This window comes from Shewanella yunxiaonensis (assembly GCF_018223345.1).
Lineage (GTDB): Bacteria > Pseudomonadota > Gammaproteobacteria > Enterobacterales > Shewanellaceae > Shewanella > Shewanella yunxiaonensis.
This window is the reverse complement of record NZ_CP073587.1, coordinates 2,864,898-2,891,129: the sequence shown is the minus strand read 5'-3', so window position 1 is coordinate 2,891,129 and position 26,232 is coordinate 2,864,898. Positions and strand designations below refer to the sequence as shown.

Sequence of the window (26,232 nt, the reverse complement as noted above, 5' to 3'; positions counted from 1 at the left end):
CGCGCTAAATAAGTTTGAGGCGGTCTTATGATAAAGACCGCCTAAGTTCAGTGGTTGGCCGCCCCCATCACCCAAGGGGTCAGCTCATCGACAATGTGCTGATTAGCTGGAACCGCAATATTCAAACTGTTTGCCATCTCGACTACGGCACCACTGAGCCAGGGCAGTTCCAGGCGTTTGCCTCGATCGAGGTCTATCTTCATTGATGACGGCATGTCATCGGGCAAGGTGTCGGTGAATTTTAGTCGGTGCTCGGCAAAGCCTTCGTGCAGCGGAACGCCTTTAGCGTTGGCAACAGTGATAACTTCCTGCATTGTTTGCAGCAGAAAATCACGTTTTTCTTTATTCTGGCGAATCGGACCTATCGTATTTCGAAATAGTGAAGTGGTGCCGGAGAGTCCGACTAAAAAGACAAATTTTTCCCAGATCCGCTGTGCAATATCATCGCTGAGTTCGGTTTCGATGCCCGCTAACTGACAACAGTGCTGGAAAGCTTCGCAGCGAGCCGATGTTTCTTGGCCATATTCACCAAAAGCCAATTTTTGCAGTTTGCCTCCGTGATGAATGACACCGGGTTCGGCAATGGAGGCGGCGATATAACTGACGCCGCCGATAATGTTTTGCATCGGAATATAGCGTTGCAGAATTTCATCCTTCTGCACGCCATTTTGCAACGATAACACCGCTGCATCGCCGCTGAGCAACGGTTGTAATTGGGCGGCGACAGCTTCTGTATCCCATAACTTGACCGCCACAATGAACAGGTCTGCATCGGCTGCCTCTGCGGGATGCGCCACAGCTTTGACTTCTGGAAGCCAGATATTGCCCAATGGACTGTTAATTTTCAGGCCATGTTGCTGCATTGCTTGCAGGTGAGCACCGCGGGCGACAAAGCTGACATCCACACCTGCTGCAGCCAATTTGCCACCAAAGTAGCCTCCAACACCGCCAGCACCTATCACTGTGATTTTCATGGGGATCCTTGTCTATTGATTCGTACAACAATGTTACACACTCTGGCAGTATATGGCTCGGATCTCTATATCAAACTTTAAAACTTTCCAGTTGTTGGCTCAGTTGCTGATATAGCGTAGAGATTTGCTGCGCATGTTGACTCACTTGATATCCGTATCCAGGTTGAACGTCCGTATAGCCGTCTAGGAAATGTTGAGTAATCCAGCCAATTTATGCGCTAGATTTGGGGTGCACCAACGAATGACGAATAAGGACGCAAAACACAGATTTACGGTTTAGAGATGAGTAATATCATCGGTAAAGGGTAAACATAGGTATCAAGGATATGGCCTGTGAAGCGTGTTTCAGTACGGTATTTCGCCGCAAACTTGGCCGTTGTAAAACCTGCATCTGGCAGTTGACCATTTTATCGGTAACCTGTTGGCCGTTGTGGTATTCGTTGTACCACGAGACACCTCGCACCGTTAACTCGATTGCTCTGCTGTTTTTCTGTTGTACTTTTACGGGGCTGTTGATGCTGCACTTACTAGCGCTGAGTTATCGTAAACTGACGGGAAGACATTAATCTTATTTGTCTTCGCTATATAGCATCATGATTTGGATAAAAAGAGACCGGATGTGGTCCCTTTAGTCACTTATTTAAGCGGCAGATAAACATCGGTCATTAGCTCGCTTTCATCTACCTCATGCACGAAATTGAGCCAGTGGAAGTAACAGGGAAAATCCCGGAGTTCCTCACCACTTTGCGGCAACCATTCCCGATACAGTCGATATACCGTGTCGCCGATGTGGTCGTGACTACCGTAATGGCGTGCGACTGCGCAGCGACCGCCCGGCAGCGTGCCAGCGATAACGCCAAATTCGTTATAAGGTATCTGCGACTGTTGAATTGTGCCACAGATATCCAGGCGAAAATCTTCCGGTGCCACAGTGTTAGGGTCACTGTAGGGCACGGCATACGTTTCACTGGAGGCAACCGGTGACAAACCAGTCTGCTTACGCCAGGCAATGAATTTCGCAGCGCTGTCGAGCACTCGTTGCGGTGAACCGCGATGACTGAGGTAGGCAATATTACGCGGTGGAAAATCCACAATTTTTACATCCATGATGTAATCCTCTTTGGCAATCATTGGTAACTGCAACACGCTATGCCAGTGTTGCCAGTCAGGTTGTGTTCTGAACTGAGAGGGCGTCTGCAGGAAACTACTTTTGAACGCGCGGGTGAATGCTTCACTGCTTCCAAAACCTGCTTCGATGGCGATATCGATAATCTTTTGCTGTTCAAATGCCAGTTGAAAAGATGCCCGTCGCAGTTTTACTCGTTGGATGTAGCGTGTAGTGCTCAACCCCATAAACGCCATAAATATCCGATGAAAGTGAAATCTGGAACAGGCGGCAACTTCACTCAGCTGTTCCGCTGATAGCTCCTCATCCAGATGCTGTTGAATATATTCGCAAACACGCTGGATACTTTGCTGATGACGTTCACTAACACCTTTCATTGTTCTCCCCTTGTCAGAAACTGCGGCAAGTTTGTCATAAGGCAGAATTGCTTACTTGATTGAGATTGCGCAGTTATCGGTTTTACTGCAATGTGCTTGTGTCATCGATGTGAAAAATGTAAAACTTTCGGCGCGTTATCGATGTTGATATGCTAAATACTCATCGTAATTCATAAAGTTAATGTTATTTACTCCAGTTTTTGTGGCGGTTCCCGTCGTTGTTCAGCCACCACATCAAGAATTAAGCCCAGGGATTGAACTTAAGGAAAGCAGTAATGGCAATTCAATACAATGCTCCATCGAATACCAGTGTCATAAAACTGGTACCGTTGTTGGTGATTATCGTTCTGGTGGTGATTGCTTATGGTAGCTGGTTCACCGTGGATCAGGGGGAGCGTGGCGTTCATCTGCGTAACGGTAGGGTGATTGGTACTGCGGAACCTGGTATGGGTTTCAAATTACCGTTGTTTGACAAGATAGTGAAAATTTCCACGCAGACTCATACGGTTAGCTATCCCAAATTGCAGGCGTATAGCCGGGATCAGCAGCCTGCGACCATTCGTGCTTCGGTCACTTTCCGTGTCCCAGAGGACAAAGCCGCTGAGGTCTATGCCGAGTTTAAGAGTATCGATGCGATGGTGGACCGCCTGGTCGATCGTCAGGTGCCGACCCAGATAGAGAATATCTTTGGTCAGTACACTGCCATTTCAGCCGTTCAGGAGCGCGTTAAATTCGTCATGGATGTGAATCAGGCATTGAAAGACTCCGTTCATGGGCCGATTGAAATCACCTCTGTGCAGGTCGAAAATATCGATTTTTCTTCGGCTTATGAAAAATCGGTAGAAGATCGCATGCGTGCAGAAGTGGAAGTACAGACGCAAAAACAAAATCTGGAAAAAGAACGCGTGAGTGCGCAGATTGCCGTCACCAAAGCCCAAGCTGAAGCCGATTCACAATTGGCTAAAGCCAAAGCAGAGGCAGAGGCGATCCGCATAAAAGGTGACGCAGAAGCGGCTGCAATCAAAAGTCGTGCTGATGCGCTGGCAAAAAATAAAGACCTGATTGAACTGACCAAAGCCGAAAGGTGGGATGGTAAATTGCCCGCAACCATGCTGCCGAACAGCACGCTGCCATTTTTTGAAACAAACAAGTAAGCCTATCTGAACCAGTTAACGGCCGGTGCTTAACCATCATGATAAGCACCGCTTTGTTTTACCCTTCTTTACGTGCCAATTAAGCCAATCTTTACAGTTGGCGTGGCAGAATAATCTCAGCAATAATTTTCAGGGGAAGACTAACATGTTCAAAATGGGCATTCGTCACTGGTCGACACCACTGGTCATTGGCGTGTCTTTGGTGGTGGGATCAAGTGGCATCTTGTTGTTCTTTCATTTATCGGAAGGGCTGATCAAATCTATGCACGAATGGCTAGGGCTGCTGTTCGTCATGGCTATGTTATTGCATGTAATGAACCACTGGTCACCGTTTAAACGCTATTTCAATCAGAAACTTTCTAATGCGATTGTGGCCGCCGTGGTGGTTATTGCTTTCAGTTTTATTGTGTCAGCCGGTACAGCTGGTGCAAAAGGAAATCCAGCAAAACGGATGCTGGCTGTGGTGCAACAAGCACCTCTCACGGCTGTGGCAATGCTGGAGCAGCAACCCGTAGAACAGCTGATTGCCAAACTCACTGCCAAAGGTGTCAAAGTCGACAGTCCCTCACAAAATCTGGAACAGTTGGCTAAAAGCAACAATATGCATCCTTTTGCACTATTGGATATCGTTAATAACAACACAATTAGCACGGATAACCATCAAGACTGATTACTGTGGTCGGGTTGGTGAATAAAGAGCGCTCAACCATAAGGGCGCTTTTTTATTGCTTAAAAACAGTGAGTTATTGTGAAAATTTTTAATGCTTTTGATGATTTATCATGAGCGCGAGCTATTAAATTGGCTGTGTTTTAGAACGGTTGAAAAGGCTTTTTCAGATTTGGTAATCAATTCGGATTATGGTACGGTGAAAAAAACGTCTCAAAATGATTATTTTGTGAGCTGTTGTCAACGGGACTGCTGGTAACGCATTTTTCTATCGTTGCATTACATAGAAATCCCCATGTCCATGTGATTGATGTTCGCCAGTATTTTCTACGCCGTCAGCACTTTTTTGGAATAAATGCCGATAGCGGATAGTCGAGAAAATGTTGCCGCATTAGCGGTTAACATGCCGGATTGCTACCGCAATCGACTCATCTTACGGAGAAGACGTCTATGCAGCTAAATCCGAGTAGTGATCAGGCTCCTGTCAGTGGCTTATATATTGCGCTGGTAAGTATTCATGGACTGATCCGTGCCCACGATCTGGAATTAGGGCGTGATGCCGATACCGGCGGCCAGACCAAGTATGTGGTGGACCTCGCTAATGCGCTTGCCAGACAACCCGGTGTTGGCCGCGTAGATCTGATCACTCGGCTGGTGGATGACGAGCGGCTCGATAGCGGTTATAGCAACAAAACTGAGCCTTTGGAAGAACCTGGTGCTCAGATCGTGCGGATTGAATGTGGCCCCAATCACTACATCGCCAAAGAAAAGCTCTGGGAATACCTCGATACCTTTGCAGACAATCTGCTGCAGTTTTTCCAGCAACAACAACGGTTGCCTGACGTCATTCACAGTCATTATGCGGATGCGGGTTATGTAGCAACGCAAATCAGCCATCTCTCTGGTATTCCGTTGGTTCACACTGGTCACTCTTTGGGACGTGATAAACGCAAGCGGCTGATGGCTTCCGGCATGACATCGTCTGAAGTGGAACAAAAGTACAATATGCGTCGCCGCATTGAGGCCGAAGAACAAGTGCTGGCCAATGCCAATCTGGTGATCACCAGTACCCGTCAGGAAATCGAAGCTCAATATGAGCTCTATGATTATTACTGTCCGGAAAGTATGCGGGTGATCGCGCCGGGGACCGACCTCAGCAAATTCCATCCGCCAGAATTGGGTGAGCCCCAAACGCAGATCGCCAGTGCTATTCGGCGGTTTCTTGATGAACCGGAGAAACCGATAATCCTGGCGTTATCAAGACCTGATCCCCGCAAAAATATTGCCACCTTAGTGCAGGCTTACGGGGAATCGCCGGAACTGCGCACCATGGCCAATCTGGTGATCGTTGCGGGGAACCGCGACGATATCCGCGAAATGAATGACGGTGCCGAAGAGGTACTTACCGAACTCTTGGTATTGCTCGATTATTATGATCTGTACGGCAAACTGGCGTTGCCGAAAAAGCACTTGCCCAGTGAAGTCCCGGCAATTTACCGGATGGCGGCGCGCTCTTGTGGGATTTTTATCAACCCGGCGCTGACCGAGCCGTTCGGGCTTACATTGCTGGAATCCGCCGCCACCGGTTTACCCTTTATTGCCACTGAGAATGGCGGCCCACAGGATATCGTCGATAACTGCGAAGCGGGGTTACTGGTAGATCCCCTCAGTGCCCATGATCTGGGCAAGGCCATGAAGCAGTTGCTGCTTGATGGCGATTTATGGCGCAAGTTTTCCGCCAACGGCATTAAGAATGTCGCGTTGAAATATTCCTGGGATGCCCATGCCCGTAGCTATCTGAAGCAGATTAAACCGCTAGTAGCAGCGTTTAAACCACAGCAATACTCCCCAGCAATCATGAATGCTTCACGCTTTGCCGACAGGCTGATTGTGTCAGATCTGGATAAAACCTTGCTAAGTAATCCAACTGGATTACGCGACTTCTGTCAGATGCTGCGTGAAAAACGTAAGCAGGTCGCCTTTGGTATTGCCACCGCCAGACGTTTAGATGCGGTACTTAAGTTACTGAAGAAATACCGGATTCCTAAACCCGATATTCTGATCTCCAGTTTGGGCTCGCAAATTCACTATGGCCGTGAATTAGAAGTGAGTACCGACTGGGAAGACCATGTCGATCATGATTGGAATCCGCGGGCAATTCGCCGCATTTTGCGTAAAGTGCCAGGGCTGGAGTTACAGGATGATGCTGAGCAGAGCAAATTCAAGATCTCTTTTCATATCGATCCATCGCAACAAGGGGGGATCACTAAAGAAAAAATCGTGTCATTGCTCAGACAAGAAGAGCAGAGCGTCAATGTCTTTGTGTCAGCAGGGCAAAACCTGGATATCACGCCGGCCAGGGTTTCCAAAGGATTAGCGCTGCGGTATGTCGCCCAAATCTGGGGCATCCCACTGGAGCGAGTGCTGGTGGCTGCCGGTGCGGGCACCGATGAAGACATGATCACCGGTAAAACTTTGTCAGTGGTTGTGCATAATCGTCGCCATGAAGCGCTGGAATCTCCGGTCACCGGACAAAACGTATTTTTTGCCACCCAACCCAATGCGCTGGGCATTCTTGAAGCGACTGACCATTATCATTTCTTCGACGAACAGCCGGGAGTGACGGTTGTTGAGGATGATGCCTGAATGCTGTTGTGTACTGACCTTGACCGCACCTTGTTGCCTAATGGTTTGCAGCCAGAATCCCCGCAAGCGCGGCGATGGTTTGCTGATGCGGTAAAGTATCCCGGCGTGATGCTGGCTTATGTCAGTGGTCGCGATTTGGGATTGATGCAACAGGCGATTGTTGAATACAACTTACCGTTGCCGGATGTTGCCATCACTGATGTCGGCAGCATGATTTATCAGCGAGAAGGTCAACGTTATCGGCCAATGCCGAGCTGGCAAAGTTATATCGGCGAAGATTGGGGAACGCATAATAGTCACACCTTAGCGCAGGCGATTGGTGAGTTGCCAAACTTACAGTTACAGCCCAAACAACAGCAGCAACAATATAAATTGAGCTATCAAATCGTGCCTGCCGCCGCGATGGCTGAGGATCTGGTGCTGCTGGAACAGCAACTGCAAAAACTGGCAATACGCGCACAGATGATTAGCAGCGTTGATGAAACCAGTGACATGGGGCTAGTTGATATTCTGCCTGCCAGAGCTGGAAAGCGGCAAGCGATTGATTTTCTTGCGAAGATGCTGGTGTTAACGCCCCCTCAAGTGTTTTTTAGCGGTGATAGCGGTAATGATTTAGATGTATTGATAAGCCCCTATCGGACGGTATTAGTGAAAAATGCCACCGAAGAAGTGGTCGCCAGCGCCATAAGTGGCGGTGAGGCGCAGGGTAACGCCAGCAGCCTTTATCTGGCGCAGGGATTGCCGGAATTGGGGCTTAACGGCAACTACAGTGCTGGCATAGTTGAAGGACTGTTTCACTTTTTCCCTGGGCTGAAGGCCTGGTTGGTTGCGAAGAGGCAAAGCGATGAATGAGTTATTACCTGTTTATGTCTTTGGCGAAGTGCTTTATGACTGCTTCCCCGAAAATGACCCCATGTTGGGCGGCGCCCCATTTAATGTTGCTTGGCATCTGCAAGCCTTTGACGTCGCACCGGTGATGATCAGTGCGGTTGGTGACGATGCTTTGGGCCAGAATATTTGCCAAAAAATGCAGCAATGGGGCATGACTACCCAGCAAATACAGGTCGACCCACATCATGATACCGGGATCGTCAATGTGGCGATTGTCGATGGTGAGCCGAGTTACGATATTGTGCTCAATGCCGCCTATGACCATATCAACCAACAAAAATTGCCCACGATTACCGGCGAACACTTTTTTTATCACGGCTCCTTGGCGGCTCGTTGTAGCGCGAGTCGTGAAGCGTTGGAGAGTTTGCACGGCCGCCCCGGGCAACGGACCTTTATCGATGTGAATTTACGTGAGCCATGGTGGGAGCCAGCGTGCCTGAAATCCATGGTTCATGGCGTGTATTGCGTGAAACTCAATCAGCATGAGTTAGCATTGCTGGCGGAATTGCCTGCGCCGCCGACAGACCGCGATGCGTTGGTCGAAACGGCAGTTAACTTCCGCTTGACCAACAATATTACGCACCTGATTGTGACCTTGGGTGCCGATGGTGCGTTTCTGGTGGATGAGATGGGCTCAGTCGTGACCCCGGAAATGACGCCACAGCTAACCACCGTTGTGGACACGGTGGGCGCTGGCGATGCTTTTGCCGCGGTGGTGCTGGTGGGCATGCTGCATCAGTGGGATTGGCGTACCACGCTGGAACGGGCACAACAATTTGCCGGTTTTATCGTAGGACAGCAGGGCGCTCTCTCCGATAATCCCGCTATTTACCGTGATTTCAAATGCCTTTGGGGCCTGATTTAACCCAGCAACGAGGGGAAGATTATGTATGAAGAGGTCTCTCATACCCTGCTGAACCGGATATTGGACGAGCTCAAACCGGCCATTGAACCCAAAGATCTGCGGTTTTTCTATAGTCGTCTCGGAGCCAACTTTTACGGTATTTATTCGTTATTTCTGCGTTTGTACGGCAACCGCCGCGACTTTGAGCTGCAGTTGGGAAAGCTGGTGGAAGTGATGGTGCGTAACTACATCGAGCGTAGCACCGCCTTAAAACAGGTTGACCGCCAGCGCGAAGCTGACCACAACTGGTTTTTGCATCAACGCTGGGTCGGTATGGCGTTATATGCCAATGGTTTTGCCAAAAATCTCAGCGATTTATCTGACAAAGTGGATTACTTTGCCGAGTTGGGCATCAACCTGGTACATATCTTACCTATCTGTGAATGTCCCTTAGGGAAAAGTGATGGCGGCTATGCGGTCAGTAATTTCCGCAAGGTCGATTCGCGCATGGGGACTAACGCGCAATTGCAGAAAATTATTGAAAAATTACATGCGCAGGAATCGCTAATCGCACTCGATATTGTGGTTAACCATACCTCCGATCAGCATGCGTGGGTGAAGCAAGCGGTTGCGGGTGATCCTCAGTACCAGAACTATTTCTACATGTTTGATGATCGCACCATCCCTGATATGTTTGAGCAAACGATGCCGGAGATCTTTCCGGAGACCGATCCGGGCAATTTCACCTGGAATGAACAGGCGCAGAAATGGGTGATGACGGTCTTTCACAAGTACCAATGGGATCTCAATTACAGCAATCCGGAAGTATTTATGGAGATGCTGGACGTGATCCTCTATTGGGCCAACCATGGTGTCGATATTTTGCGGCTGGATGCGGTAGCCTTTTTATGGAAGAAAATCGGCACGGCCTGCCAGAATGAGGCCGAAGCCCATAAGGTGCTGCAACTGTTTAAAGACTGCTGTCAGGTGGTTGCTCCTGGACTGATTTTTATCGCCGAAGCGATAGTCGCACCGTCAGAAATTATCAAATACTTTGGCGAAGATGCGGTAGTCGCCAAGGAGTGCGATATCGCCTACAACGCCACCTTTATGGCGTTGTTATGGGAAACTGTTGCCACCAAAAATGCCAAATTGCTGAATCAGGGTCTTAAGAGCCTGCCAATGAAATTGGAACGTGCGACCTGGCTGAATTATCTGCGTTGTCACGACGATATTGGCTTCGGTTTTGATGATCGTGATATAGCCAGCGTTGGCTACAATCCGGTCATGCACCGAAAATTCTTGGTGGATTATTTTACCGGTGAATTTGACCACAGCTCCGCGCGTGGCCGCCCGTTTGGCAAAAATGAAAAAACCGGTGATGCGCGTATTTCCGGATCGTTGGCATCTTTGGTGGGCTTGCAGGCGGGAATTGAATCCGGTGACATGCAACTGGTGCGTAACAGTCACAAACATATCACTATGCTGCACAGCCTGATCATGTCCTTCGGCGGCATCCCGTTGCTGTACTACGGTGATGAGGTGGGCACGCTTAATGATTACAACTATGAGCGTGATACTGATAAATCCAGCGACAGTCGCTGGTTACACCGTCCTTCTCTTGACTGGGATACCATGGAACTGCGTCATCAGCAGGGCACTATCGAAAATCGCATCTTCGCGGATATGCAGCGATTAATTCGTCTGCGTCAGCAAACCGATGCGTTTTCCGACTTCAATAATCGCGACCTGTTAGATTTAGGTAATGATGCGGTATTTGCTTATGTCCGTTACAACTATACAAATCCATCAGATAAAGTGGTGGTGATCGCTAACCTTTCAGCAGAACCGCAACGAGTCGACTTGGAGATCCTGCGACAGGAAGCTTATGTCGACCCCACTATGTTGGAAGATTTGTGGAGTGAACGGCCTCCTTCGATTTTTTCAAATCAACTGGTGCTCAGCGGTTTTCGCTTTTACTGGTTAGTCCTGAGTCCGTACCGTGGCATTGCGGGACGCTGATTTTGTGTGAATTTGTCTGCTCCCAATGGAATCTGTGCTAGATTGCCGGAAGTTTTGAATAGGCCATGGAGACAATTGATGAAATTGACAAGGTGTATAGCATTCGCATTACTGGGCACCTCTTTTTTGTTGGCGCCGTTGGTGCACGCGGATGCATCGGCTCGCCGGGCTCAGGTAGAACAGCTACTGTTGGAAATGCACATGGATACCACCATGAACGCCATGTATGACCAGATGGAGCAGCTGTTGGTTAACATGCAAAATGGGTTGGATCTTAAGGACGATGAGAAGCCACTGTTTGAAGCGTTTGCGCATAACTACAGTAAAATCATGCGTGATGAACTCAGTTGGGATAAATTGAAACAACCGCTGATCGATATCTACGTCAAACACTATACCGATAAAGAAATCGCCGATATGTCGGCCTTTTATGCCAGTGAAAGCGGCCGGTCAATGGTGGCCAAGATGCCGCAGGTGATGCAGGAAAGTATGCAGGTATCACAATCTTTTTTGGGTACCTTGCTCCCCAAAGTCGAGGCCCTGCAAAAAGAGTTTGCTGAAAAGCTCAAGGCAAAAAGGGCTGAACATTAACCGGTAGCACGCAGTGTCATCAGAAGGTCGCTAGTTAGCGGCCTTTTTTACGAGTGAGCACTGTGCGTGAAAATCCAATGAACACATTTAAAAGATTTTACAGTATGGTAAAGTGAGACAAAATTTGACTACTCATCTATTTGAATATTCTTATATTTATTGATGATGTAGCGATTTTTTTTGCCGCCAGTATTCATAACTACAAGGAGTTACCATGGATTATTTTTTGGAACCGATCCGTCGCTATGCCGACTTCACTGATCGGACGCGTCGTCGCGATTTCTGGATGTATGTGCTGATCTACAATGTGATTTCACTGATCATTTCTGCAATTGAAATCAGCAACGATTCAAAATGGCTCGGCGGGCTTTATGGTCTGGTGTTATTGCTGCCATCGCTGGCGGTCACTGCCCGCAGATTACATGATACCGGACGCAGTGGCTGGTGGCAGTTAATGTGGTTTATTCCCGTGGTGGGCTGGATTGTGTTACTCGTGTTTCTCTGCCAGGACAGCGAGCCCGGTGATAATGAATATGGACGTAATCCCAAAGCAGATTTTGCGGGTATCGAGTAAATTGCTGCCAAAAGATGTCGCATGGTATCTGCTTTTTATATGCTCAATCGCGGTTAAGAGTTAGACATTGATACGTCTAGATGTCTATAATGCCGCACCCCCTCATCCCGAGGGGGATAATTTTTTGTCAACCTTCTGTGGTGCCTGGTGTTGATGCACTGGGATAATCGGGAAGCTGGTGTAATTCCAGCACTGCCCCCGCAACGGTAAATGGTGAGACAAGGGCGCGTCTTTATAGATAAGGCGTTATAAAAGTCGCTTGTTGAGCAGCCACGAGCTGCATAGCCAAAGTCCGGAGACCGGCCCTGAAGGGATTTCGCTGATTTCGGTGGGCATATCGCGAAGTGCGGCTATGGCTTAAAGCCTGGCCGTGGCATTTTGCCCCGTTCCCTTAAGGAGCCTAAGGAAATGGGATTTAAACGTTCTTCCTTGGCCGTGCTTTGCAGCATGGCTGTCTATGGCGTGGCATACGCCGAACCCCAAAAAATTGATGACACCATTGTCGTGATTGGGCGACAAGCTGAAACACCAATGGATATTGCTGCCAGTGTGACGGTGATTGACGCGGCGGAAATTGAGCAAAGTGGTGTTACCACATTAACTGAACTGCTGCGTGGTCGCAGCGGTATTCAAATATCTGACAGTAACACCGGGCCGACCATCGCAATGCGTGGCTTCAGTGGCAGTCAGGCGGCTAACAATACCTTGATCTTGTTGGATGGTCGTCGCTTAAACAATATGGATATTGCTGCCGCCAGTCTCAGCGCCATTCCATTGAGTCAGATTGAGCGAGTAGAAATCCTTTCTGGCAGTGCTGGTGTGCTGTATGGCGATCAGGCGGTCGGTGGGGTGATTAACATCATCACTAAGGCGCCAAATGCCGCCGGGGGTAATTTATCCTTGGCGGCGGGGAGTTTTAACACTGCTGAAGGTCGTGGCGATATCGCGGGTAATCTCAGTGACAGTTGGCGTTATTACCTGTCCGGTGACTACAACCGCAGCGATAACTATCGTGACCACAATGCCAATAACACCGGTTCGGTACTTGGTCGGTTGCAGTACCGTACCGATGTTCGTGAATTCTTTGTGGAAGGGAGTTACTACGACAACAAACGGCAGAATCCAGGTGCACTGTCCGACGCTGAATTGCAAACCAATCCACGACAGGCGTCTGCGTATCAGTTAAATGACTACATCCATGAAATGACCGACGCATGGCGTGCCCAGTTGCAACAGAAGTTGGATCAACATTGGCAAATGGTGGCCGATCTCAATTACAGCGATTCTCAGGTGAGCAGTGTTAGCTACGGCAGTTATGGACAAAATAGCCGTTCATTACTGGAGTTTAATCCTAAATTTTTAGCCAATTACGCTTCTGAAAAAGGCGCGCTTAAATGGGTGCTGGGGGCTGATTTACATCGCGGAGATGCCGATTTTAATCTCAGTGGCACCAACCGTAGTAATACCCAAACTATGACCAGTGCTTATGCTCAGGCAACCGTGCCATTGACCTCAACGTTAGACTATGTAGTTGGCGGCCGCTATGCCAAAGTGAAGGATGAACTGCAGGATGCCACGGTTTATCCGGCTGGCACAGTGCTGGATGCGCATGCTCATGCCTTAGAGTTCGGTGTCAATTATCGGCCAACCGCAGCGCAACGTGTATTTGTCCGTGCCGATCAGAATTTCCGTTTTGCCAAAGTGGATGAACAGGCGTACACCTCGCCAGGCGTGAATGGTCTGAAACCTCAAAAAGGCACCTCTATTGAAGCCGGGTGGGATTGGCACAATACCGCACAGAAAGTGGCGCTAAATCTTTATCGGTTAAAACTGGAAGACGAAATTGTTTACGACATGAGTGCTGAAAAGCCTGCTGGTGGCTTGTTTATCGGCGCAAACGTCAATGCGGATAAGTCGCGCCGTTATGGTGCAGACGTCAGCTGGAACTGGCAACCTGCTACTCTATGGCAGTTGGGGGCTGAGTATCACTATGTCGATGCAGAATTTACCGCAGGGGCTAATGAGGGTAAGGAATTATCCTGGGTCGCGAAGCATTCCGGGCGTGTATTTAGCAGTGTCGATATCACCAACAACTGGCAGGTTTACCTAGAGGGGCAATATCTCGGTAAACGTTACATGGAAGGGGACGATGCCAACGACGGAGAACGTATCGACAGTTACTGGTTGACGAATCTGGCATTGAATTATCGGCTGAATGCTTGGCAAGCGAGTTTACGGGTAGATAACCTGTTTGATCGAGATTACGTCAGCTCGGGTTATTACAGCAGTTGGGGTAATGGCTATTACGTCGGTGACGGCCGCAACATTAATGCCAGTGTCAGTTATCATTTCTGACCACCGCATTAACATTGATAATACGAACCGGGCTTGATTGCCCGGTTTTTTATGCGCATGATGGCGTTACGGGGCAGGCGATGATTGCAACGGAGAGGCTGATGCTACCACGAGTATTATTTCCTTTAGCGTTATTGCTGGGACTGAGTGCCTGCTCAGACCCTACGTTGTCCTATCTGGGACCGGATGCTCGAATTCTTGCTTTTGGGGATAGTTTGACCGCCGGCAACGGTGCTCCCGCAAATGAGGATTATCCTGCACAATTGGCTACACTGTGTGGGTGCGAAGTGGTGAATGCTGGTATCGCAGGGGAAGTGACGGCCACAGGGCGTAAGAGATTGCCATCATTGCTCAATGAGATGCAGCCGGATTTGCTGATTTTGCTTGAAGGCGGTAACGATATTTTACGCGGCGTGCCACCGCAGCAGATAGAAGATAATCTGGAACAGATGATGCTGGATGCACAAAGTATGGCGGTTCCTGTATTACTGATTTCCGTGCCGCAAAAAAGCGTATTGTTGCAGTCAGCACCGCTATACAAGGCGTTAGCAAAACGGCATGATAGCCTGTTAATGGATGATGCATTGAGTGAGTTGCTGTCATCGCCATCGCTCAAATCAGACGCAGTACATCTTAATGCCGCCGGATATCATCGCCTGGCGACTGAGATCTATAACAAGCTTAAACATGCTGGTGCTTTCTGAACTGTCGCGTCATGTCTAAAATCGTTCGATTACGCTTGACCCTCAGGTGGCATTTGTGGGTAAATCCTTTGTAAAAAAAATGGGCGCAAGTCCTAATAAGAACAGGTTAATTAATATATGACAGATCTTGAGCAGCAAGTTTTCTCAGAGGTCCGTGCAATTATCGCCAATGAGGAACAGGTTATCGGTCGGCGAGCAACCTTGGTTCCGCTGAAGAAAGCCATTATTGCTGACGGTGATATCCGCAATGTCATTGATATCGTATCTACTGATCCCGCTCTGGCCGCCCACCTGCTGTGGCGCAGTAATTGCGCGCTAGCACCTTCACTGCACCCCAATCGTAGCCTGAAAGATGCTCTGGTCCGGTTAGGACAAGTCAATATCTATCGGTATGCTTTCACCTTTTATCTGAAAGAGCGGTTGGACGAGCTGCCACAACCTTATCGGAAGTTGGTACAGGGATACTGGCGGTTGACCGAATCTATTGCCACAGAAGCTGTAGATAGTCTGCACCAGATGCAGGGGGTCAGTATTGATGCCGATGAAGTTCAGACGTTGGCGCTGTTCAGTGTGTTTGGGCAGATCATTGCGTTAACCGCATTTGCCTATCTTAATGTCGAGCAGGAACAGTGTTTCCCGCTGAGTATCATCAAAAGTTTGATCGACACTCAGCAAAAATCGCTGACATTGGGCGCATTTGAGGCGTTGGGGCTGGATGATGAGCTGCAACATGAATTCATGATTGCGCATAATCTGCGGCAGACCCGTGATGCTAACTCTCCAGGATTGGTGTTGCGACGCATTTTAGCTCAGCGAGGCTTGCTGTTAAATCCACTGTAACCCATTGATGTTAATATCAATGGGGGGCCTGTTGGGCGACAGCTTCTGTAGCGACCAGCGTCAACCAATGCTCAATCATGTTACTATTGGCAGCATTACGTCGATATGCGCCGAATAGTGGCCGTTTGAGGCCATCCTTTCCCAGTTTTAACGCTTTCAGACTCAGGCCGTGAGCTTCGCGCATTGACCAGTTGGGCAGGGCGGCGACGCCTTCGTTACAGGCCAACCGTTGTAATAACACGTTAGTGAGGTCACTGGTTTTTTGAGGGCCGGGTGCCACGCCGGCGGGTTCCAGAAAATAACGAAACAAGTCTAGTCGTTCGAGGGGCACCGGATAGCTGATGATCGGCTGCTTGGCTAACTGCTGAGGCAAAACATAATCAAATTTTGCTAACGGGTGCTCCTTGCTAACGACCAAGTCAACTTCAAATTCAAAGAGATGTTGGTAAGCAATGGTATGGCTGGCAACTGGATCCGAGGTCAGGACTAAGTCCAAATCATCATTTTCCAGCGCACTTAGCGAATCAAACAGGTAACGGCTGGAGAGATCGAGTCTGGCTTCCGGATATTTGTGTTTGAACGCTTCCATGGCTGGCATTAACCAACGGAAACATGAGTGACATTCAATACCGACACGCAGAGGTCCTTGTATCAGGTTGCTACCTTGTTTCAGCAGGTTTTCGGTTTCCTGTACTTTTGGCAAGATTTCCTCAGCCAGCAATAACAGCCGTGTGCCTTCTTCAGTAAATGCCAGCGGTTTGCTCTTGCGAATAAACACCGATGAGTTGATCCGCGTTTCCAATTCTTTAATTTGGTGTGACAGTGCCGACTGGGTGACAAATCGCTTTTTGGCCGCCGCCGCTAAACTACCGCATTCTTTCAGGGCTAATAATGTCCACAAGTGCCTGAGTTCTATCATGCTCATCCCGGATGAATCCTGCTCATGTTGGTGTTGAAGCCATTTCGTTTGATTGGGCAGAGACTATCACAATAAACTTCCAGACGTCTAGACGCCTATATTGAATTGCTGAACGAGGCGTTATTTATCCAGCCAACGGAGTGAGGTGTGAGCATGACATTACATAATCTGGGGTTTCCCCGTATCGGCCGTCGCCGCGAATTGAAATTTGCCCTGGAACAGTACTGGCGTGGCGAACTGAGCCAATCACAGCTGTTGGCGCAGGCCGCTGAGCTGCGACGTACGCACTGGCAGTGGCAGTCCGAGGCAGGTCTTGATTTATTGCCCGTAGGTGATTTCGCTTACTACGATCAGGTACTGACATTGAGTGCAACGTTAGGTGTGATCCCGCCGCGTCACCGTCAGGGTGAGGTCGATCTGGACACGTTGTTCCGGGTGGCAAGAGGGCGGGCGCCAACGGGGACTGCGGCAGCCGCGGCAGAAATGACCAAGTATTTCAACACCAATTACCACTATCTGGTGCCGGAACTAACGGCAGAGCAGCAGTTTAGTCTCTGTTGGTCACAGTGGTTCGATGAAGTGAAAGAAGCGCAGGCTCAGGGGTATCAGGTCAAACCGGTGTTGCTCGGGCCGATAACATTTCTGCATCTTGCCAAAACTGTGGGGGAGCCGTTTGATAAGCTGCAACTGCTGCCCCGGTTGCTGCTGGCCTATCAGCAGTTGTTGACACAGTTTGCCGAGCAGGGTGTCAGTTGGGTGCAATTGGATGAACCTGCGCTGGCACTGGAGTTATCACCTCTATGGCAACAGGCATATGCGCAAGCGTATGCGGTGTTGCAAACGGCGCCGGTAAAACTGTTGCTGGCCAGTTACTATGGTAGCGTTGCCCATCATCAGCAGTTAATTTCGGCATTACCCGTGGCGGGATTGCATCTGGATCTGGTGAGTGCTCCGGAGCAGCTAGCACCATTTGCTGCGGCTTTGCGCAGCGAGCAGATACTGTCTGCCGGCGTCATCAATGGTCGCAATGTCTGGGCCGCCGATCTGGATCTGTTAGCGCAAACACTGGCACCATACGCGCAGCAATTGGGTGAGCGCTTGTGGCTGGCACCATCCTGTTCGTTGCTGCACACGCCGGTAGATCTGGAGGTAGAAACTGAGCTGACAGCTGCGTTGAAAGCCCGCTTAGCCTTTGCCCGGCAGAAATTGACCGAACTGCGGGAATTACAACTGCTATTGCAGCAGCCAGACAGCGAAGTGGCCGCTGTCATTACTCAGCGCTGTCGCGCGCGGCGGACAAGGCAGGCGGCTGATGCCGATACCGCCGTTGCCGCAAGGTTAGCAGCGTTGGGTGCACAGGATTTCAATCGTCACCGTGATTTTAGTCAGCGCCAGCCACTGCAACAGGCACGATTACGTTTGCCTTTATTGCCCACAACTACGATTGGTTCTTTCCCGCAAACGGCGGCAATTCGTCAGCTGCGCAATCGCTGGCGCTCCGGCGAGCTTCCTGCTGCAGACTATACCCGGTTGTTGCAACAGATCACCAAAGACACGATTGAGCGCCAACTGAAATTGGGACTGGATGTGCTGGTTCATGGTGAAGCTGAACGCAATGACATGGTGGAATATTTTGGTGAACAGCTTCAGGGCATTGGTTTTACACGTTACGGTTGGGTACAAAGTTATGGTTCCCGCTGTGTCAAACCACCACTGATTTATGGCGATGTGAGTCGACCTGCACCGATGACACTGGCGTGGGCTGAATACGCCCAGAGTCTTACGGATAAGCCCGTTAAAGGGATGCTGACCGGCCCGGTTACGCTGCTACATTGGTCGTTTGTCCGGGAGGATTTACCTCGGGAAACTATCGCCTATCAGCTGGGGCTCGCCATTCGTGATGAAGTCGCTGATCTGCAGCAAGCCGGGATCAGTATTATCCAGATTGATGAGCCTGCATTTCGCGAAGGGTTGCCACTTAAACAAAGTGATTGGACGGAATACCTGCGTTGGGCCGTCGCAGCATTCCGGCTCAGTGCCTCAGTGGCGCGTGATGACACGCAGATCCACACTCACATGTGCTACAGCGAATTCAACGATACCATTGCAGCGATTGCGGTGCTGGACGCTGATGTCATCACTATCGAAACCTCACGTTCCCATATGGCGTTACTGGATGTGTTTGAAGTATATGAATATCCGAACGAAATTGGTCCCGGTGTGTACGATATTCATTCACCAAATATTCCCGGGGTTGAAGAGATAGTGGCATTGATGGCGCAAGCGGCGAAGCGCATCCCGCTGCGGCAACTCTGGGTCAACCCGGACTGTGGCCTAAAAACCCGGAGTTGGGACGAAGTGGAACCGGCGTTACGCAATATGGTGAGTGCGGCGCGGGAACTTCGGTGGCGTCTCGGCTGATGGCAATGGCGGTCGGTGACCTTGTTTAGGTCATCGACAATCCCAGTAAAATAAGTGCTACGGTGCCCAAAATTGTCAGACTGGAAAATATGGTGCCGAGAATGGGAAATACTTTAAGCCGGTCCTTCTGAAACAGGCCAGCAATGCCGAGTCCTAAAGCGATCAACGACAACAACACTAAGCCGATAATGGCAAAGCCAATGAACATCGCTTCATTGCTGTCCTCGGACAGTCCGCCAGGGGTGGAGTTTGCGAGATTCCCGGCAATGATCAGTGTTGCGAAGATAAAGATGGCGGCTGCCAGACTGACAATAAACGAACTAATGCCGAGTCCTGAGTGTTGCTGTGTCATGCATATTCCCTGCATACAGATTTATCCTATTGAGAAATATACAAAAGGTTAACAACTGCTGTCACGGTTTATTTGTGACTATACTCAAGTCAGAAGTTGGTCAGGTTGTTCTGCTCAGGAGGATGTTATGAGTCATGTTTATAAGATTATTGAACTCACCGGCTCGTCACCCATCAGCTCCGATGAAGCTGTCAAAAATGCCATCGCTGCAGCTGCCGAGTCATTACACAATCTGCGTTGGTTTGAAGTGACGGAAACCCGAGGGCATTTGGAAGCGGGACTGATCGCACATTGGCAGGTGACGATAAAAGTGGGATTTACGCTGGATGCTGACAATTAAGCATGCCGGATTCACGCATCCCGTGGTAGACCTTTATGGATCACCCGTATCAGTCGTGCGGTTTTTCGTTGGGTGGTGGTATCACTTTCTGTGAGTTTTAACTGCTGTTGCTCAAGCGCCCACTGTATATGCTCAGCCAGCAGCTCGTTGGCAGAGCCTAGCCTTTGCTGCAATGCTTGTAGAATCTCGGCACTGGCGGGGGCATTACCTAACGCAACAGCAATATTGCGTTGCCAACGTTCATAACCAATCCGGCGGATAGCACTGCCTTCAGTATTTTTCAGAAATGTCTCCTCGTCCCAATTAAATAACGCTAGTAACGTTGGTTGTTGCAGCGCTGCTCGGGTGTGGAAATCAGCTTCCTGAGTCAGCGGGGCCTCACGATTTACTGGACACACCAGCTGGCAGTCATCGCAACCGTAAATGCGATTGCCGATTAATGGCCGGAGTTCTGTCGGAATGGCGCCTGACAGTTCAATGGTCAGATATGAGATACAACGACGAGCATCTACAGTATAGGGGGCAACAATGGCCCCGGTCGGACAACTGGTGATGCAGGCAACACAATTCCCGCAGTTGTCTGTCAGCGGAATATCCACCGGTAATGGCAAATTAATCAATAGCTCGCCAAGGAAAAACCAGCTGCCCGCATCATGGTTTAACAGCAGTGAATGCTTGCCGGTCCAGCCAATTCCAGCGTTATCTGCCAATGGGCGTTCCAGTAGCGGTGCTGAATCAACAAAAGGGCGAAAACCACTGTCACTTAATCCGGCCTGTTTTAATGCTTCATCAATTTGTTCGCCGAGTTTTTTCAAGCGATTGCGTAGCACCTTATGATAGTCGCGGCCCCCTGCATAGCGGGAGATATAAGCCAGATTGGGATCACTGAGATTGCTGGCAAAGCCAGCGTTCGGCGGTAGATAATCCATCCGCACCGAGATCACCCGTAAAGTGCCAGGGTGCAATTCTTGAGGTCTGGCACGCATCATTCCATGCTGTGCCATATACTGCATTTCGCCATGACAACCTTGTGCCAACCACTGTTGCAGCCGTGGTTCTTCATCAGTCAGATCAATATCGCTGATACCCACTTGGGCAAATCCCAGTGCCTGGCCCCAGGCTTTAATATCCCGAGCGAGTTGGCTTAACCATTGAGCATTTGGTGGCGGGTTTACTGTCGTCATAACGCAAGTGAGTGAACCGAAAGTCCGATCATAACAATAGTCAGCGCGACTGACTAATGTCAGACGCTGCCTTGTCTCGCTGTGGGTGCTATACTGCCGCCCATTTTCTGCATTTTGGAGTTTTTATGAGCCAAGTTGACGCGCTTTATCGGGAGCAGGCCCACACCGCAGCGGTAAATATCTGCGCCACTGTATTGCCAATGGCTAAATTGCCTGCTGGTTTAAAGGAAGCTTATGACAGTTTGTTTGAAGAACTGTTGGCCGACAGTGATGCCCAGTTTGCCGAAGCTTGGGCCAATCTGCCAGCCAGTGCCAGCAAGCTACTGCCACAATCCAGTTTTCATGGGTTTTATATCGCATCCGCCTGGTTGCAACTGAGCTTGATTGGTCAGCAGATAGCGGAGCAAGCCGATAGTGACAAGGCGATTGATGAACAGCAGTATAACGGCATTTACGCGCGGATCGCTAAAGACGCGTTGCGTGAAAGTGTACGCAAAATTAAAAAGGCTCGTACAGACCGACGCCTGTTGAACAGTATGCGACACGTAATTGGGTTGGCTTAAGTGTTGAAAAAGCCCGTCACTGACGGGCTTTTACATCAAAAAGTTATGACTCAGTTGTCGCGATCAGACGCTTAATAGTCACAGTTGTGTTTGTGGTGACCTTCACCTTTTGCTTTCAGGTGACCATAACCGTAGCCATATCCGTGTTCATTACCACGCAGATAGTGACCCACCCCTTGCGGCTTGTGCAGATCCAGCGCCATAACTACCGGATCATGATCTGAAGAGCGGAACAGACTGTCATCGGCATAGCTGCTGTCATACTCCAACGATGAAGTTTCATCTGCATTGATGTGCCATTCCGTTGCTGCTACCACCGCACAAGCTAAATCTTCATTCACTAGCGCATGGTCGAGTTGGCCGCTTTGTCCATCGTACACATAGCTGTAGCTATCGCTATTACCAACAATATCGTCGACGCGACTATAGCCGGCATCTTCCAGTGTCAGGATCGGATCTTCTTTGGCGTAGGCGTTGAAGTCACCCATCAGCAGAATTGGCTGTTCGGCAAAGTTATCGCTAAGCCATTGCGCCAATGCTGTGGTGGCTCTGGTACGTGTACCGTTACAGGCTCCTGAACCTCCGAGGCTATTGTCATCGTCACCTGTGCCACAGCTGCCACCTTTGGAACGCAGATGGTTAATGACGGTTGTTAGCACGGCTTTGTTGTCATTAACTGTAAAGGTTTGCGCCAGTGACGGGCGCATCTTGTCACTGTTAAACATTGGTACGCCGTCTTCATCTACAATAGAGTTGGTTTTATCCAAATATTTGGCAGTACCTACAGGCGTGACCACATCTGGACGATAGATAAAGGCGCTGGTGATTACATCGGATCCCAATTGGTCTACACCTGGATTGACGTATGCCCAGGTTTGGCCGCTGGCTTCTGATAAGGCTTCGGTAAGTTCGGCAATGGCGGATTTTTCCGCATAACCATCATTTTCAATTTCCAGCAAGCCGATAACATCAGCCTGCATATTGGTTAATGCGGCAACGATTTTCGCCTTTTGTTTGACGAATGCATCGTAGGTATAAGCGCCGCGAGCAGTGGGAAAGCCCGCACCATCGCCATCACCATTGAAAAAGTTGAGTACGTTGAAGGAAGCCACACGTAAGTTCCCTTCAGCAGCCAAGGTTGGGTAATCACTACGCAGGTTCTCACTGGCATTAAATGTCACCGGGCTAATGGGCGATACATGGTACTGATTGAATGAATAATACAGTGGCCCGGTGATGTTGCTGACTGTATCGCCAACGCGCAGGTAATTACTGGATGAGAAACCTGGATAGGGATACGGCGGGGTAGTGCCACTGATCTTGCCGGTTGCGCCTTCATCTAACACCACGGCGTTACGGTTATTTTCATCATAAACCGCAGCTGCTGCGGCGCCGGATTTTGCAACTTGAGTGGGCGTCATCCTACGACCATTACTCAGTGTCATTTCACCATAGTTGACCAGGTCATTGACGTCATTGATAGTCAAGGTGTCGAAATGCACTAACATGCCTTCAAGCGCTTCTAACGTTGACAGGTCACTGACAGGCAGCGTGACGTTAACGGCCGTTGGCATGGTGCCAGTGTGACATTGCTGCCATTGTGGGCTCTTCAACTGTGAATTATCGTAATATTCAGCAGCGTAACCTTTGACTACGTAAACATCACCAACGACAACACTGTCTACTGACGCCGAACCGGCGTAGATAAAGATCCCATCTGAGGTTGTATCATCCGCATCACCGCTATCCTGCATGTAGAATCCGCTCAAACCGGGGAATACCGCAGTAACCACGCCAGCCACTTCAACCTGTTGGCCTTCTAGTGGAGTTGTCTGGCCCGAACCTTGAACACTGCCGATGGTCACTGTCGGGTCATCACAGCTGACTGCTGCTATCGGCGTGCTGCCATCATCGCCACCATTACTGCCATCATCCGCACCATAAATACCGAGATCAGAAAAATCATTTTTTCCATAGGCAGTCCATTGTGCACCGGGATCGAATACATCAGTTGGGTCAATATCGGTAACCGTGGACGAACGGCGCAGGTCCATATCTTGAGTCACTACCGTACCACTGGCATTCGACCAGTAAGCACTACTGCCAATTTGGCCAAGACTATCAAGAATGGTGTCACCATTTTTCAGGACGACCGCATCGTTACCGTTAAAGCTCAGTGCCCCAGAAGTTTTATCTGCGGTATCAGCAAAAGATGCGGATGAGTTGGCGATAACATAAGTTTTTCCAGCGGCCAGCGTACCACTCAATTTTAGGGTGGTGCCTGCTGAGGTGCTGCCATTGAAATAAATTTCGATGCGGTAATTATCCAGCAATATACCGCTGCTGGTGTTGTTATAGAGTTCCAGTGCTTTATTGTTACTGGCACCTTCAAGATATTCTGAGATAAACAGCGTGGGTACTTCCGCGTGTGCCGCGACCGTGCAAAGGCCTGCCAAAGACATGGCGATGGTCGAAATTGACGAGTTGAGTTTCATCCTTGTTCCTTATTCTGTTTGCTTACTTAAGCAATTCATCATGTTATTGACGAACGCTAACTCTAACAAGGATATATTGTAAAAATATTGCAAAATTATTTATCTAACTATTAACATTTAAAACGCAATTTATAACTATATCGTTTTCTTTAAAGTTATTTAAAAACAATAATTTACATAAAAAATATATTTGTTTTTCTTTATGGCAAACAATTAATGAAAGTCGGGAGAAGAAGAGAGATTTATAACACCATGAAATGACTATTTTTTAACAATTACAATCATTAGGGGAGATGAAAAATAAGTTAGATGAATCTAGGAATATTTAAAAAGCAAGGCGTTAACAATAAAAAACGGCAGAAAACCAGCGCCAGATGGCGATAATTTTCTGCCGTAACTGTGTCGGCAATATTAGAACGATGTGCGGCGATAACGACGATATTCCGGATACCAGAAATTGTTATCAATCGACTGGAGTAACAATTCATCCGTCGTCGGTAAGGCGTGCCCTTGTTCAATGGCAACCTTGCCAACCGCAAAGGCAATATGGCGACTGACGTTATGGATTTCTTCCAATTTAGGCAAGAGCGATCCTTCCCCATTAATCGCCAGTGGTGAACATTCGGCCAGTGCCTGGCTGGATACCATCAGCATTTCATCAGTGACACGATTTGCCCCTGTGGCTAATACCCCTAAGCCGATACCTGGGAAGATATAACTGTTGTTACACTGCGCAATCTCATAAGTTTGCCCTTCAATCACTACGGGTTCAAACGGACTGCCAGTGGCAACCAGCGCCTGTCCTGATGTCCAATGCAGAATATCTTTCGGTGTGGCTTCAACGCGACTGGTGGGGTTGGACAGCGGGAAGACAATTGGGCGCGGACAATGGCTATGCATGGCGCGGATAATCTCTTCAGTAAACAGTCCCGGCGCACCGGAAACACCAACCAGCACGGTCGGTTTGGCATTGTTAACCACATCCAACAATGAAATGTTGTCGCAGAAGTTTTGCCAGTGCTCAATATCGTTACGTTTCTGTGCCAGTTTCTGCTGGAATGACAGTAAGTTCGGCATATTGTCTTGCAGCAGACCCCAACGGTCGACCATAAATACTTGGCGACGAGCCTGTTCATCGCTGATGCCTTCAGCCACCATCTGCGCCACAATCGCCTCAGCAATGCCACAGCCAGCGCTACCAGCGCCAAGGAATGCTACGCGCTGTTCACTCAGCTTGCTGTGTGCTGCTTTGCAGGCTGCCAACAGTGAGCCAACAGTAACCGCGGCAGTGCCCTGAATGTCGTCATTAAAACAGCAATATTTGTCTTTATAACGTTCCAGAATTGGCATTGCGTTTTTCTGGGCAAAATCCTCAAACTGAATAAGGGCTTCAGGCCAGCGTCGGTGGATTGCCTGCATAACGGCTTCGATAAATTCGTAGTATTCATCGCCGCCGATACGTTTATGGCGCCAGCCCATATACATGGGATCTTCCAGCAGATGTGGGTTATCCGTTCCAACGTCCAACGTAATTGGCAGCGTATAGGCAGGACTAATACCACCACAACTGGTATACAGAGACAATTTACCGATGGGTATCCCCATACCTCCAATCCCCTGGTCCCCAAGACCCAGGATCCGTTCACCGTCAGTCATCACGATCACTTTAACTTTATGGCGAGTGGAGTTGTTGAGGATGTCATCGATGCGGTCTTTGTAGGGGTAAGATAAAAATAGTCCCCGGTTACGGCGCCAGTTTTTTGAAAAGCGCTCGCAAGCCAGACCAACCGTCGGGGTGTAGATAATCGGCATCATTTCACTGATGTGATTTTTTACCAGACGGTAGAACAGGGTTTCGTTGGTATCTTGGATGTTGCGCAGATAAATGTGCTTATCTAGATCGTTATTGAAACTGCGGAACTGATCGTAGGCGCGAGAGGCCTGTTCCTCAATGGTTTCGATGTAATAGGGTAGCAGTCCATCCAGATTGAAGAACATACGTTCTTCTTCGGTGAAGGCACTGCCTTTGTTAATGAGTGGAGCTTCAAGAAGTGCAGGGCCAGCAAATGGCATATACAGCGGGCGTTTTTTATCATCCATAGCGAACCTTCGATTGGCGTCTTGTTTGATTAACTGGAATTATGTGATCCAAGTCGATATAGGGTAGCACGAAATGTGATCTTTGTTAGGTTT

Annotated in this window: 22 protein-coding genes and 1 riboswitch; of the genes, 15 read left to right on the top strand and 7 right to left on the bottom strand. The window is 49.1% G+C overall.

What is annotated here, in order from left to right; genetic code table 11:
• Nucleotides 1-47: 47 nt before the first annotated feature.
• Nucleotides 48-974, bottom strand: a complete 927-nt coding sequence (locus KDN34_RS13280; RefSeq protein ID WP_212594200.1) for a ketopantoate reductase family protein — start codon at nucleotides 972-974, stop codon at nucleotides 48-50.
• A gap of 326 nt (nucleotides 975-1,300) precedes the next feature.
• Here KDN34_RS13280 and KDN34_RS13275 point away from each other — a divergent pair, with 326 nt between their 5' ends.
• Entirely contained in the window at nucleotides 1,301-1,540 is a 240-nt protein-coding gene (locus KDN34_RS13275) for a DUF3624 domain-containing protein (protein WP_212594199.1), read from the top strand.
• Between the two features lie 70 nt (nucleotides 1,541-1,610).
• Here KDN34_RS13275 and KDN34_RS13270 read toward each other — a convergent pair whose 3' ends face one another.
• A complete protein-coding gene (locus KDN34_RS13270) occupies nucleotides 1,611-2,477 on the bottom strand; it encodes an AraC family transcriptional regulator (protein WP_212594198.1) in 867 nt (288 codons plus the stop codon).
• 275 nt (nucleotides 2,478-2,752) lie between these two features.
• Here KDN34_RS13270 and KDN34_RS13265 point away from each other — a divergent pair, with 275 nt between their 5' ends.
• From KDN34_RS13265 to KDN34_RS13215, 11 genes are all read left to right on the top strand, one after another.
• The gene (locus KDN34_RS13265; RefSeq protein ID WP_212594197.1) at nucleotides 2,753-3,631 is read left to right on the top strand and encodes a prohibitin family protein; all 879 of its coding nucleotides are present in this window, start codon (nucleotides 2,753-2,755) and stop codon (nucleotides 3,629-3,631) included.
• A gap of 145 nt (nucleotides 3,632-3,776) precedes the next feature.
• Nucleotides 3,777-4,301, top strand: coding sequence for a DUF4405 domain-containing protein (locus KDN34_RS13260; RefSeq protein ID WP_212594196.1), 525 nt, complete (start codon nucleotides 3,777-3,779; stop codon nucleotides 4,299-4,301).
• Between the two features lie 447 nt (nucleotides 4,302-4,748).
• Nucleotides 4,749-6,944 carry an HAD family hydrolase gene (locus KDN34_RS13255; protein WP_212594195.1) on the top strand — a complete coding sequence of 732 codons (2,196 nt, stop codon included), beginning with the start codon at nucleotides 4,749-4,751 and terminating at the stop codon, nucleotides 6,942-6,944.
• Nucleotides 6,945-7,796: an HAD-IIB family hydrolase gene (locus tag KDN34_RS13250; protein ID WP_212594194.1), complete on the top strand. Its 852-nt coding sequence runs from the start codon at nucleotides 6,945-6,947 to the stop codon at nucleotides 7,794-7,796.
• Nucleotides 7,789-8,700, top strand: coding sequence for a PfkB family carbohydrate kinase (locus KDN34_RS13245; protein WP_212594193.1), 912 nt, complete (start codon nucleotides 7,789-7,791; stop codon nucleotides 8,698-8,700). Before KDN34_RS13250 ends, KDN34_RS13245 begins: the two co-directional genes overlap by 8 nt.
• A gap of 21 nt (nucleotides 8,701-8,721) precedes the next feature.
• Nucleotides 8,722-10,701 carry an amylosucrase gene (locus tag KDN34_RS13240; RefSeq protein ID WP_212594192.1) on the top strand — a complete coding sequence of 660 codons (1,980 nt, stop codon included), beginning with the start codon at nucleotides 8,722-8,724 and terminating at the stop codon, nucleotides 10,699-10,701.
• 78 nt (nucleotides 10,702-10,779) lie between these two features.
• Nucleotides 10,780-11,292, top strand: a complete 513-nt coding sequence (locus tag KDN34_RS13235) for a DUF2059 domain-containing protein (RefSeq protein ID WP_212594191.1) — start codon at nucleotides 10,780-10,782, stop codon at nucleotides 11,290-11,292.
• Nucleotides 11,293-11,506: 214 nt separating this feature from the next.
• On the top strand, nucleotides 11,507-11,866 hold the full coding sequence (locus KDN34_RS13230) for a DUF805 domain-containing protein (protein ID WP_212594190.1): 360 nt from the start codon (nucleotides 11,507-11,509) through the stop codon (nucleotides 11,864-11,866).
• 121 nt (nucleotides 11,867-11,987) lie between these two features.
• Nucleotides 11,988-12,188: riboswitch (cobalamin riboswitch) on the top strand.
• A gap of 86 nt (nucleotides 12,189-12,274) precedes the next feature.
• Nucleotides 12,275-14,221: a TonB-dependent receptor gene (locus tag KDN34_RS13225; protein ID WP_212594189.1), complete on the top strand. Its 1,947-nt coding sequence runs from the start codon at nucleotides 12,275-12,277 to the stop codon at nucleotides 14,219-14,221.
• Nucleotides 14,222-14,322: 101 nt separating this feature from the next.
• The gene (locus KDN34_RS13220; RefSeq protein WP_212594188.1) at nucleotides 14,323-14,925 is read left to right on the top strand and encodes a GDSL-type esterase/lipase family protein; all 603 of its coding nucleotides are present in this window, start codon (nucleotides 14,323-14,325) and stop codon (nucleotides 14,923-14,925) included.
• Between the two features lie 117 nt (nucleotides 14,926-15,042).
• Nucleotides 15,043-15,765 (top strand): HDOD domain-containing protein, encoded by a 723-nt coding sequence (locus KDN34_RS13215; protein ID WP_212594187.1) that lies wholly within the window; start codon nucleotides 15,043-15,045, stop codon nucleotides 15,763-15,765.
• Between the two features lie 16 nt (nucleotides 15,766-15,781).
• Here KDN34_RS13215 and KDN34_RS13210 read toward each other — a convergent pair whose 3' ends face one another.
• The gene (locus tag KDN34_RS13210) at nucleotides 15,782-16,684 is read right to left on the bottom strand and encodes a LysR family transcriptional regulator (RefSeq protein WP_212596659.1); all 903 of its coding nucleotides are present in this window, start codon (nucleotides 16,682-16,684) and stop codon (nucleotides 15,782-15,784) included.
• A 153-nt stretch (nucleotides 16,685-16,837) separates the two neighbouring features.
• Here KDN34_RS13210 and metE point away from each other — a divergent pair, with 153 nt between their 5' ends.
• Nucleotides 16,838-19,105: a 5-methyltetrahydropteroyltriglutamate--homocysteine S-methyltransferase gene (gene metE, locus KDN34_RS13205; RefSeq protein ID WP_212594186.1), complete on the top strand. Its 2,268-nt coding sequence runs from the start codon at nucleotides 16,838-16,840 to the stop codon at nucleotides 19,103-19,105.
• Nucleotides 19,106-19,130: 25 nt separating this feature from the next.
• Here the strand turns inward: metE and KDN34_RS13200 are convergent, their stop codons facing one another.
• The gene (locus tag KDN34_RS13200) at nucleotides 19,131-19,457 is read right to left on the bottom strand and encodes a hypothetical protein (protein WP_212594185.1); all 327 of its coding nucleotides are present in this window, start codon (nucleotides 19,455-19,457) and stop codon (nucleotides 19,131-19,133) included.
• Between the two features lie 127 nt (nucleotides 19,458-19,584).
• Between KDN34_RS13200 and KDN34_RS13195 the strand changes: the two genes are divergently transcribed.
• Entirely contained in the window at nucleotides 19,585-19,797 is a 213-nt protein-coding gene (locus tag KDN34_RS13195) for a dodecin (RefSeq protein ID WP_212594184.1), read from the top strand.
• 11 nt (nucleotides 19,798-19,808) lie between these two features.
• Here KDN34_RS13195 and queG read toward each other — a convergent pair whose 3' ends face one another.
• Nucleotides 19,809-20,981 (bottom strand): tRNA epoxyqueuosine(34) reductase QueG, encoded by a 1,173-nt coding sequence (queG, locus tag KDN34_RS13190; protein WP_212594183.1) that lies wholly within the window; start codon nucleotides 20,979-20,981, stop codon nucleotides 19,809-19,811.
• Between the two features lie 125 nt (nucleotides 20,982-21,106).
• On the opposite strand from queG, the gene KDN34_RS13185 reads away from it, so the two are divergent.
• Nucleotides 21,107-21,544: a DUF3069 domain-containing protein gene (locus KDN34_RS13185; protein ID WP_212594182.1), complete on the top strand. Its 438-nt coding sequence runs from the start codon at nucleotides 21,107-21,109 to the stop codon at nucleotides 21,542-21,544.
• A gap of 71 nt (nucleotides 21,545-21,615) precedes the next feature.
• On the opposite strand, the gene KDN34_RS13180 is transcribed toward KDN34_RS13185, so the two are convergent.
• Both KDN34_RS13180 and KDN34_RS13175 read right to left on the bottom strand, forming a co-directional pair.
• Nucleotides 21,616-24,039: an ExeM/NucH family extracellular endonuclease gene (locus KDN34_RS13180; RefSeq protein WP_212594181.1), complete on the bottom strand. Its 2,424-nt coding sequence runs from the start codon at nucleotides 24,037-24,039 to the stop codon at nucleotides 21,616-21,618.
• Nucleotides 24,040-24,450: 411 nt separating this feature from the next.
• Nucleotides 24,451-26,139 carry an NAD-dependent malic enzyme gene (locus KDN34_RS13175; RefSeq protein WP_212594180.1) on the bottom strand — a complete coding sequence of 563 codons (1,689 nt, stop codon included), beginning with the start codon at nucleotides 26,137-26,139 and terminating at the stop codon, nucleotides 24,451-24,453.
• Nucleotides 26,140-26,232 lie beyond the last annotated feature (93 nt).

Bases quoted from the DNA above. Each gene is read 5' to 3' on its own strand.
- KDN34_RS13175 (WP_212594180.1), bottom strand. From the start codon at position 26,139: ATGGATGATAAAAAACGCCCGCTGTATATGCCATTTGCTGGCCCTGCA.
- KDN34_RS13280 (WP_212594200.1), bottom strand. From the start codon at position 974: ATGAAAATCACAGTGATAGGTGCTGGCGGTGTTGGAGGCTACTTTGGT.
- KDN34_RS13215 (WP_212594187.1), top strand. From the start codon at position 15,043: ATGACAGATCTTGAGCAGCAAGTTTTCTCAGAGGTCCGTGCAATTATC.
- KDN34_RS13270 (WP_212594198.1), bottom strand. From the start codon at position 2,477: ATGAAAGGTGTTAGTGAACGTCATCAGCAAAGTATCCAGCGTGTTTGC.
- KDN34_RS13185 (WP_212594182.1), top strand. From the start codon at position 21,107: ATGAGCCAAGTTGACGCGCTTTATCGGGAGCAGGCCCACACCGCAGCG.
- KDN34_RS13250 (WP_212594194.1), top strand. From the start codon at position 6,945: ATGCTGTTGTGTACTGACCTTGACCGCACCTTGTTGCCTAATGGTTTG.
- KDN34_RS13195 (WP_212594184.1), top strand. From the start codon at position 19,585: ATGAGTCATGTTTATAAGATTATTGAACTCACCGGCTCGTCACCCATC.
- KDN34_RS13260 (WP_212594196.1), top strand. From the start codon at position 3,777: ATGTTCAAAATGGGCATTCGTCACTGGTCGACACCACTGGTCATTGGC.
- metE (WP_212594186.1), top strand. From the start codon at position 16,838: ATGACATTACATAATCTGGGGTTTCCCCGTATCGGCCGTCGCCGCGAA.
- KDN34_RS13225 (WP_212594189.1), top strand. From the start codon at position 12,275: ATGGGATTTAAACGTTCTTCCTTGGCCGTGCTTTGCAGCATGGCTGTC.
- KDN34_RS13235 (WP_212594191.1), top strand. From the start codon at position 10,780: ATGAAATTGACAAGGTGTATAGCATTCGCATTACTGGGCACCTCTTTT.
- KDN34_RS13210 (WP_212596659.1), bottom strand. From the start codon at position 16,684: ATGATAGAACTCAGGCACTTGTGGACATTATTAGCCCTGAAAGAATGC.
- KDN34_RS13245 (WP_212594193.1), top strand. From the start codon at position 7,789: ATGAATGAGTTATTACCTGTTTATGTCTTTGGCGAAGTGCTTTATGAC.
- KDN34_RS13200 (WP_212594185.1), bottom strand. From the start codon at position 19,457: ATGACACAGCAACACTCAGGACTCGGCATTAGTTCGTTTATTGTCAGT.
- KDN34_RS13240 (WP_212594192.1), top strand. From the start codon at position 8,722: ATGTATGAAGAGGTCTCTCATACCCTGCTGAACCGGATATTGGACGAG.
- KDN34_RS13255 (WP_212594195.1), top strand. From the start codon at position 4,749: ATGCAGCTAAATCCGAGTAGTGATCAGGCTCCTGTCAGTGGCTTATAT.
- queG (WP_212594183.1), bottom strand. From the start codon at position 20,981: ATGACGACAGTAAACCCGCCACCAAATGCTCAATGGTTAAGCCAACTC.
- KDN34_RS13265 (WP_212594197.1), top strand. From the start codon at position 2,753: ATGGCAATTCAATACAATGCTCCATCGAATACCAGTGTCATAAAACTG.
- KDN34_RS13220 (WP_212594188.1), top strand. From the start codon at position 14,323: ATGCTACCACGAGTATTATTTCCTTTAGCGTTATTGCTGGGACTGAGT.
- KDN34_RS13275 (WP_212594199.1), top strand. From the start codon at position 1,301: ATGGCCTGTGAAGCGTGTTTCAGTACGGTATTTCGCCGCAAACTTGGC.
- KDN34_RS13230 (WP_212594190.1), top strand. From the start codon at position 11,507: ATGGATTATTTTTTGGAACCGATCCGTCGCTATGCCGACTTCACTGAT.
- KDN34_RS13180 (WP_212594181.1), bottom strand. From the start codon at position 24,039: ATGAAACTCAACTCGTCAATTTCGACCATCGCCATGTCTTTGGCAGGC.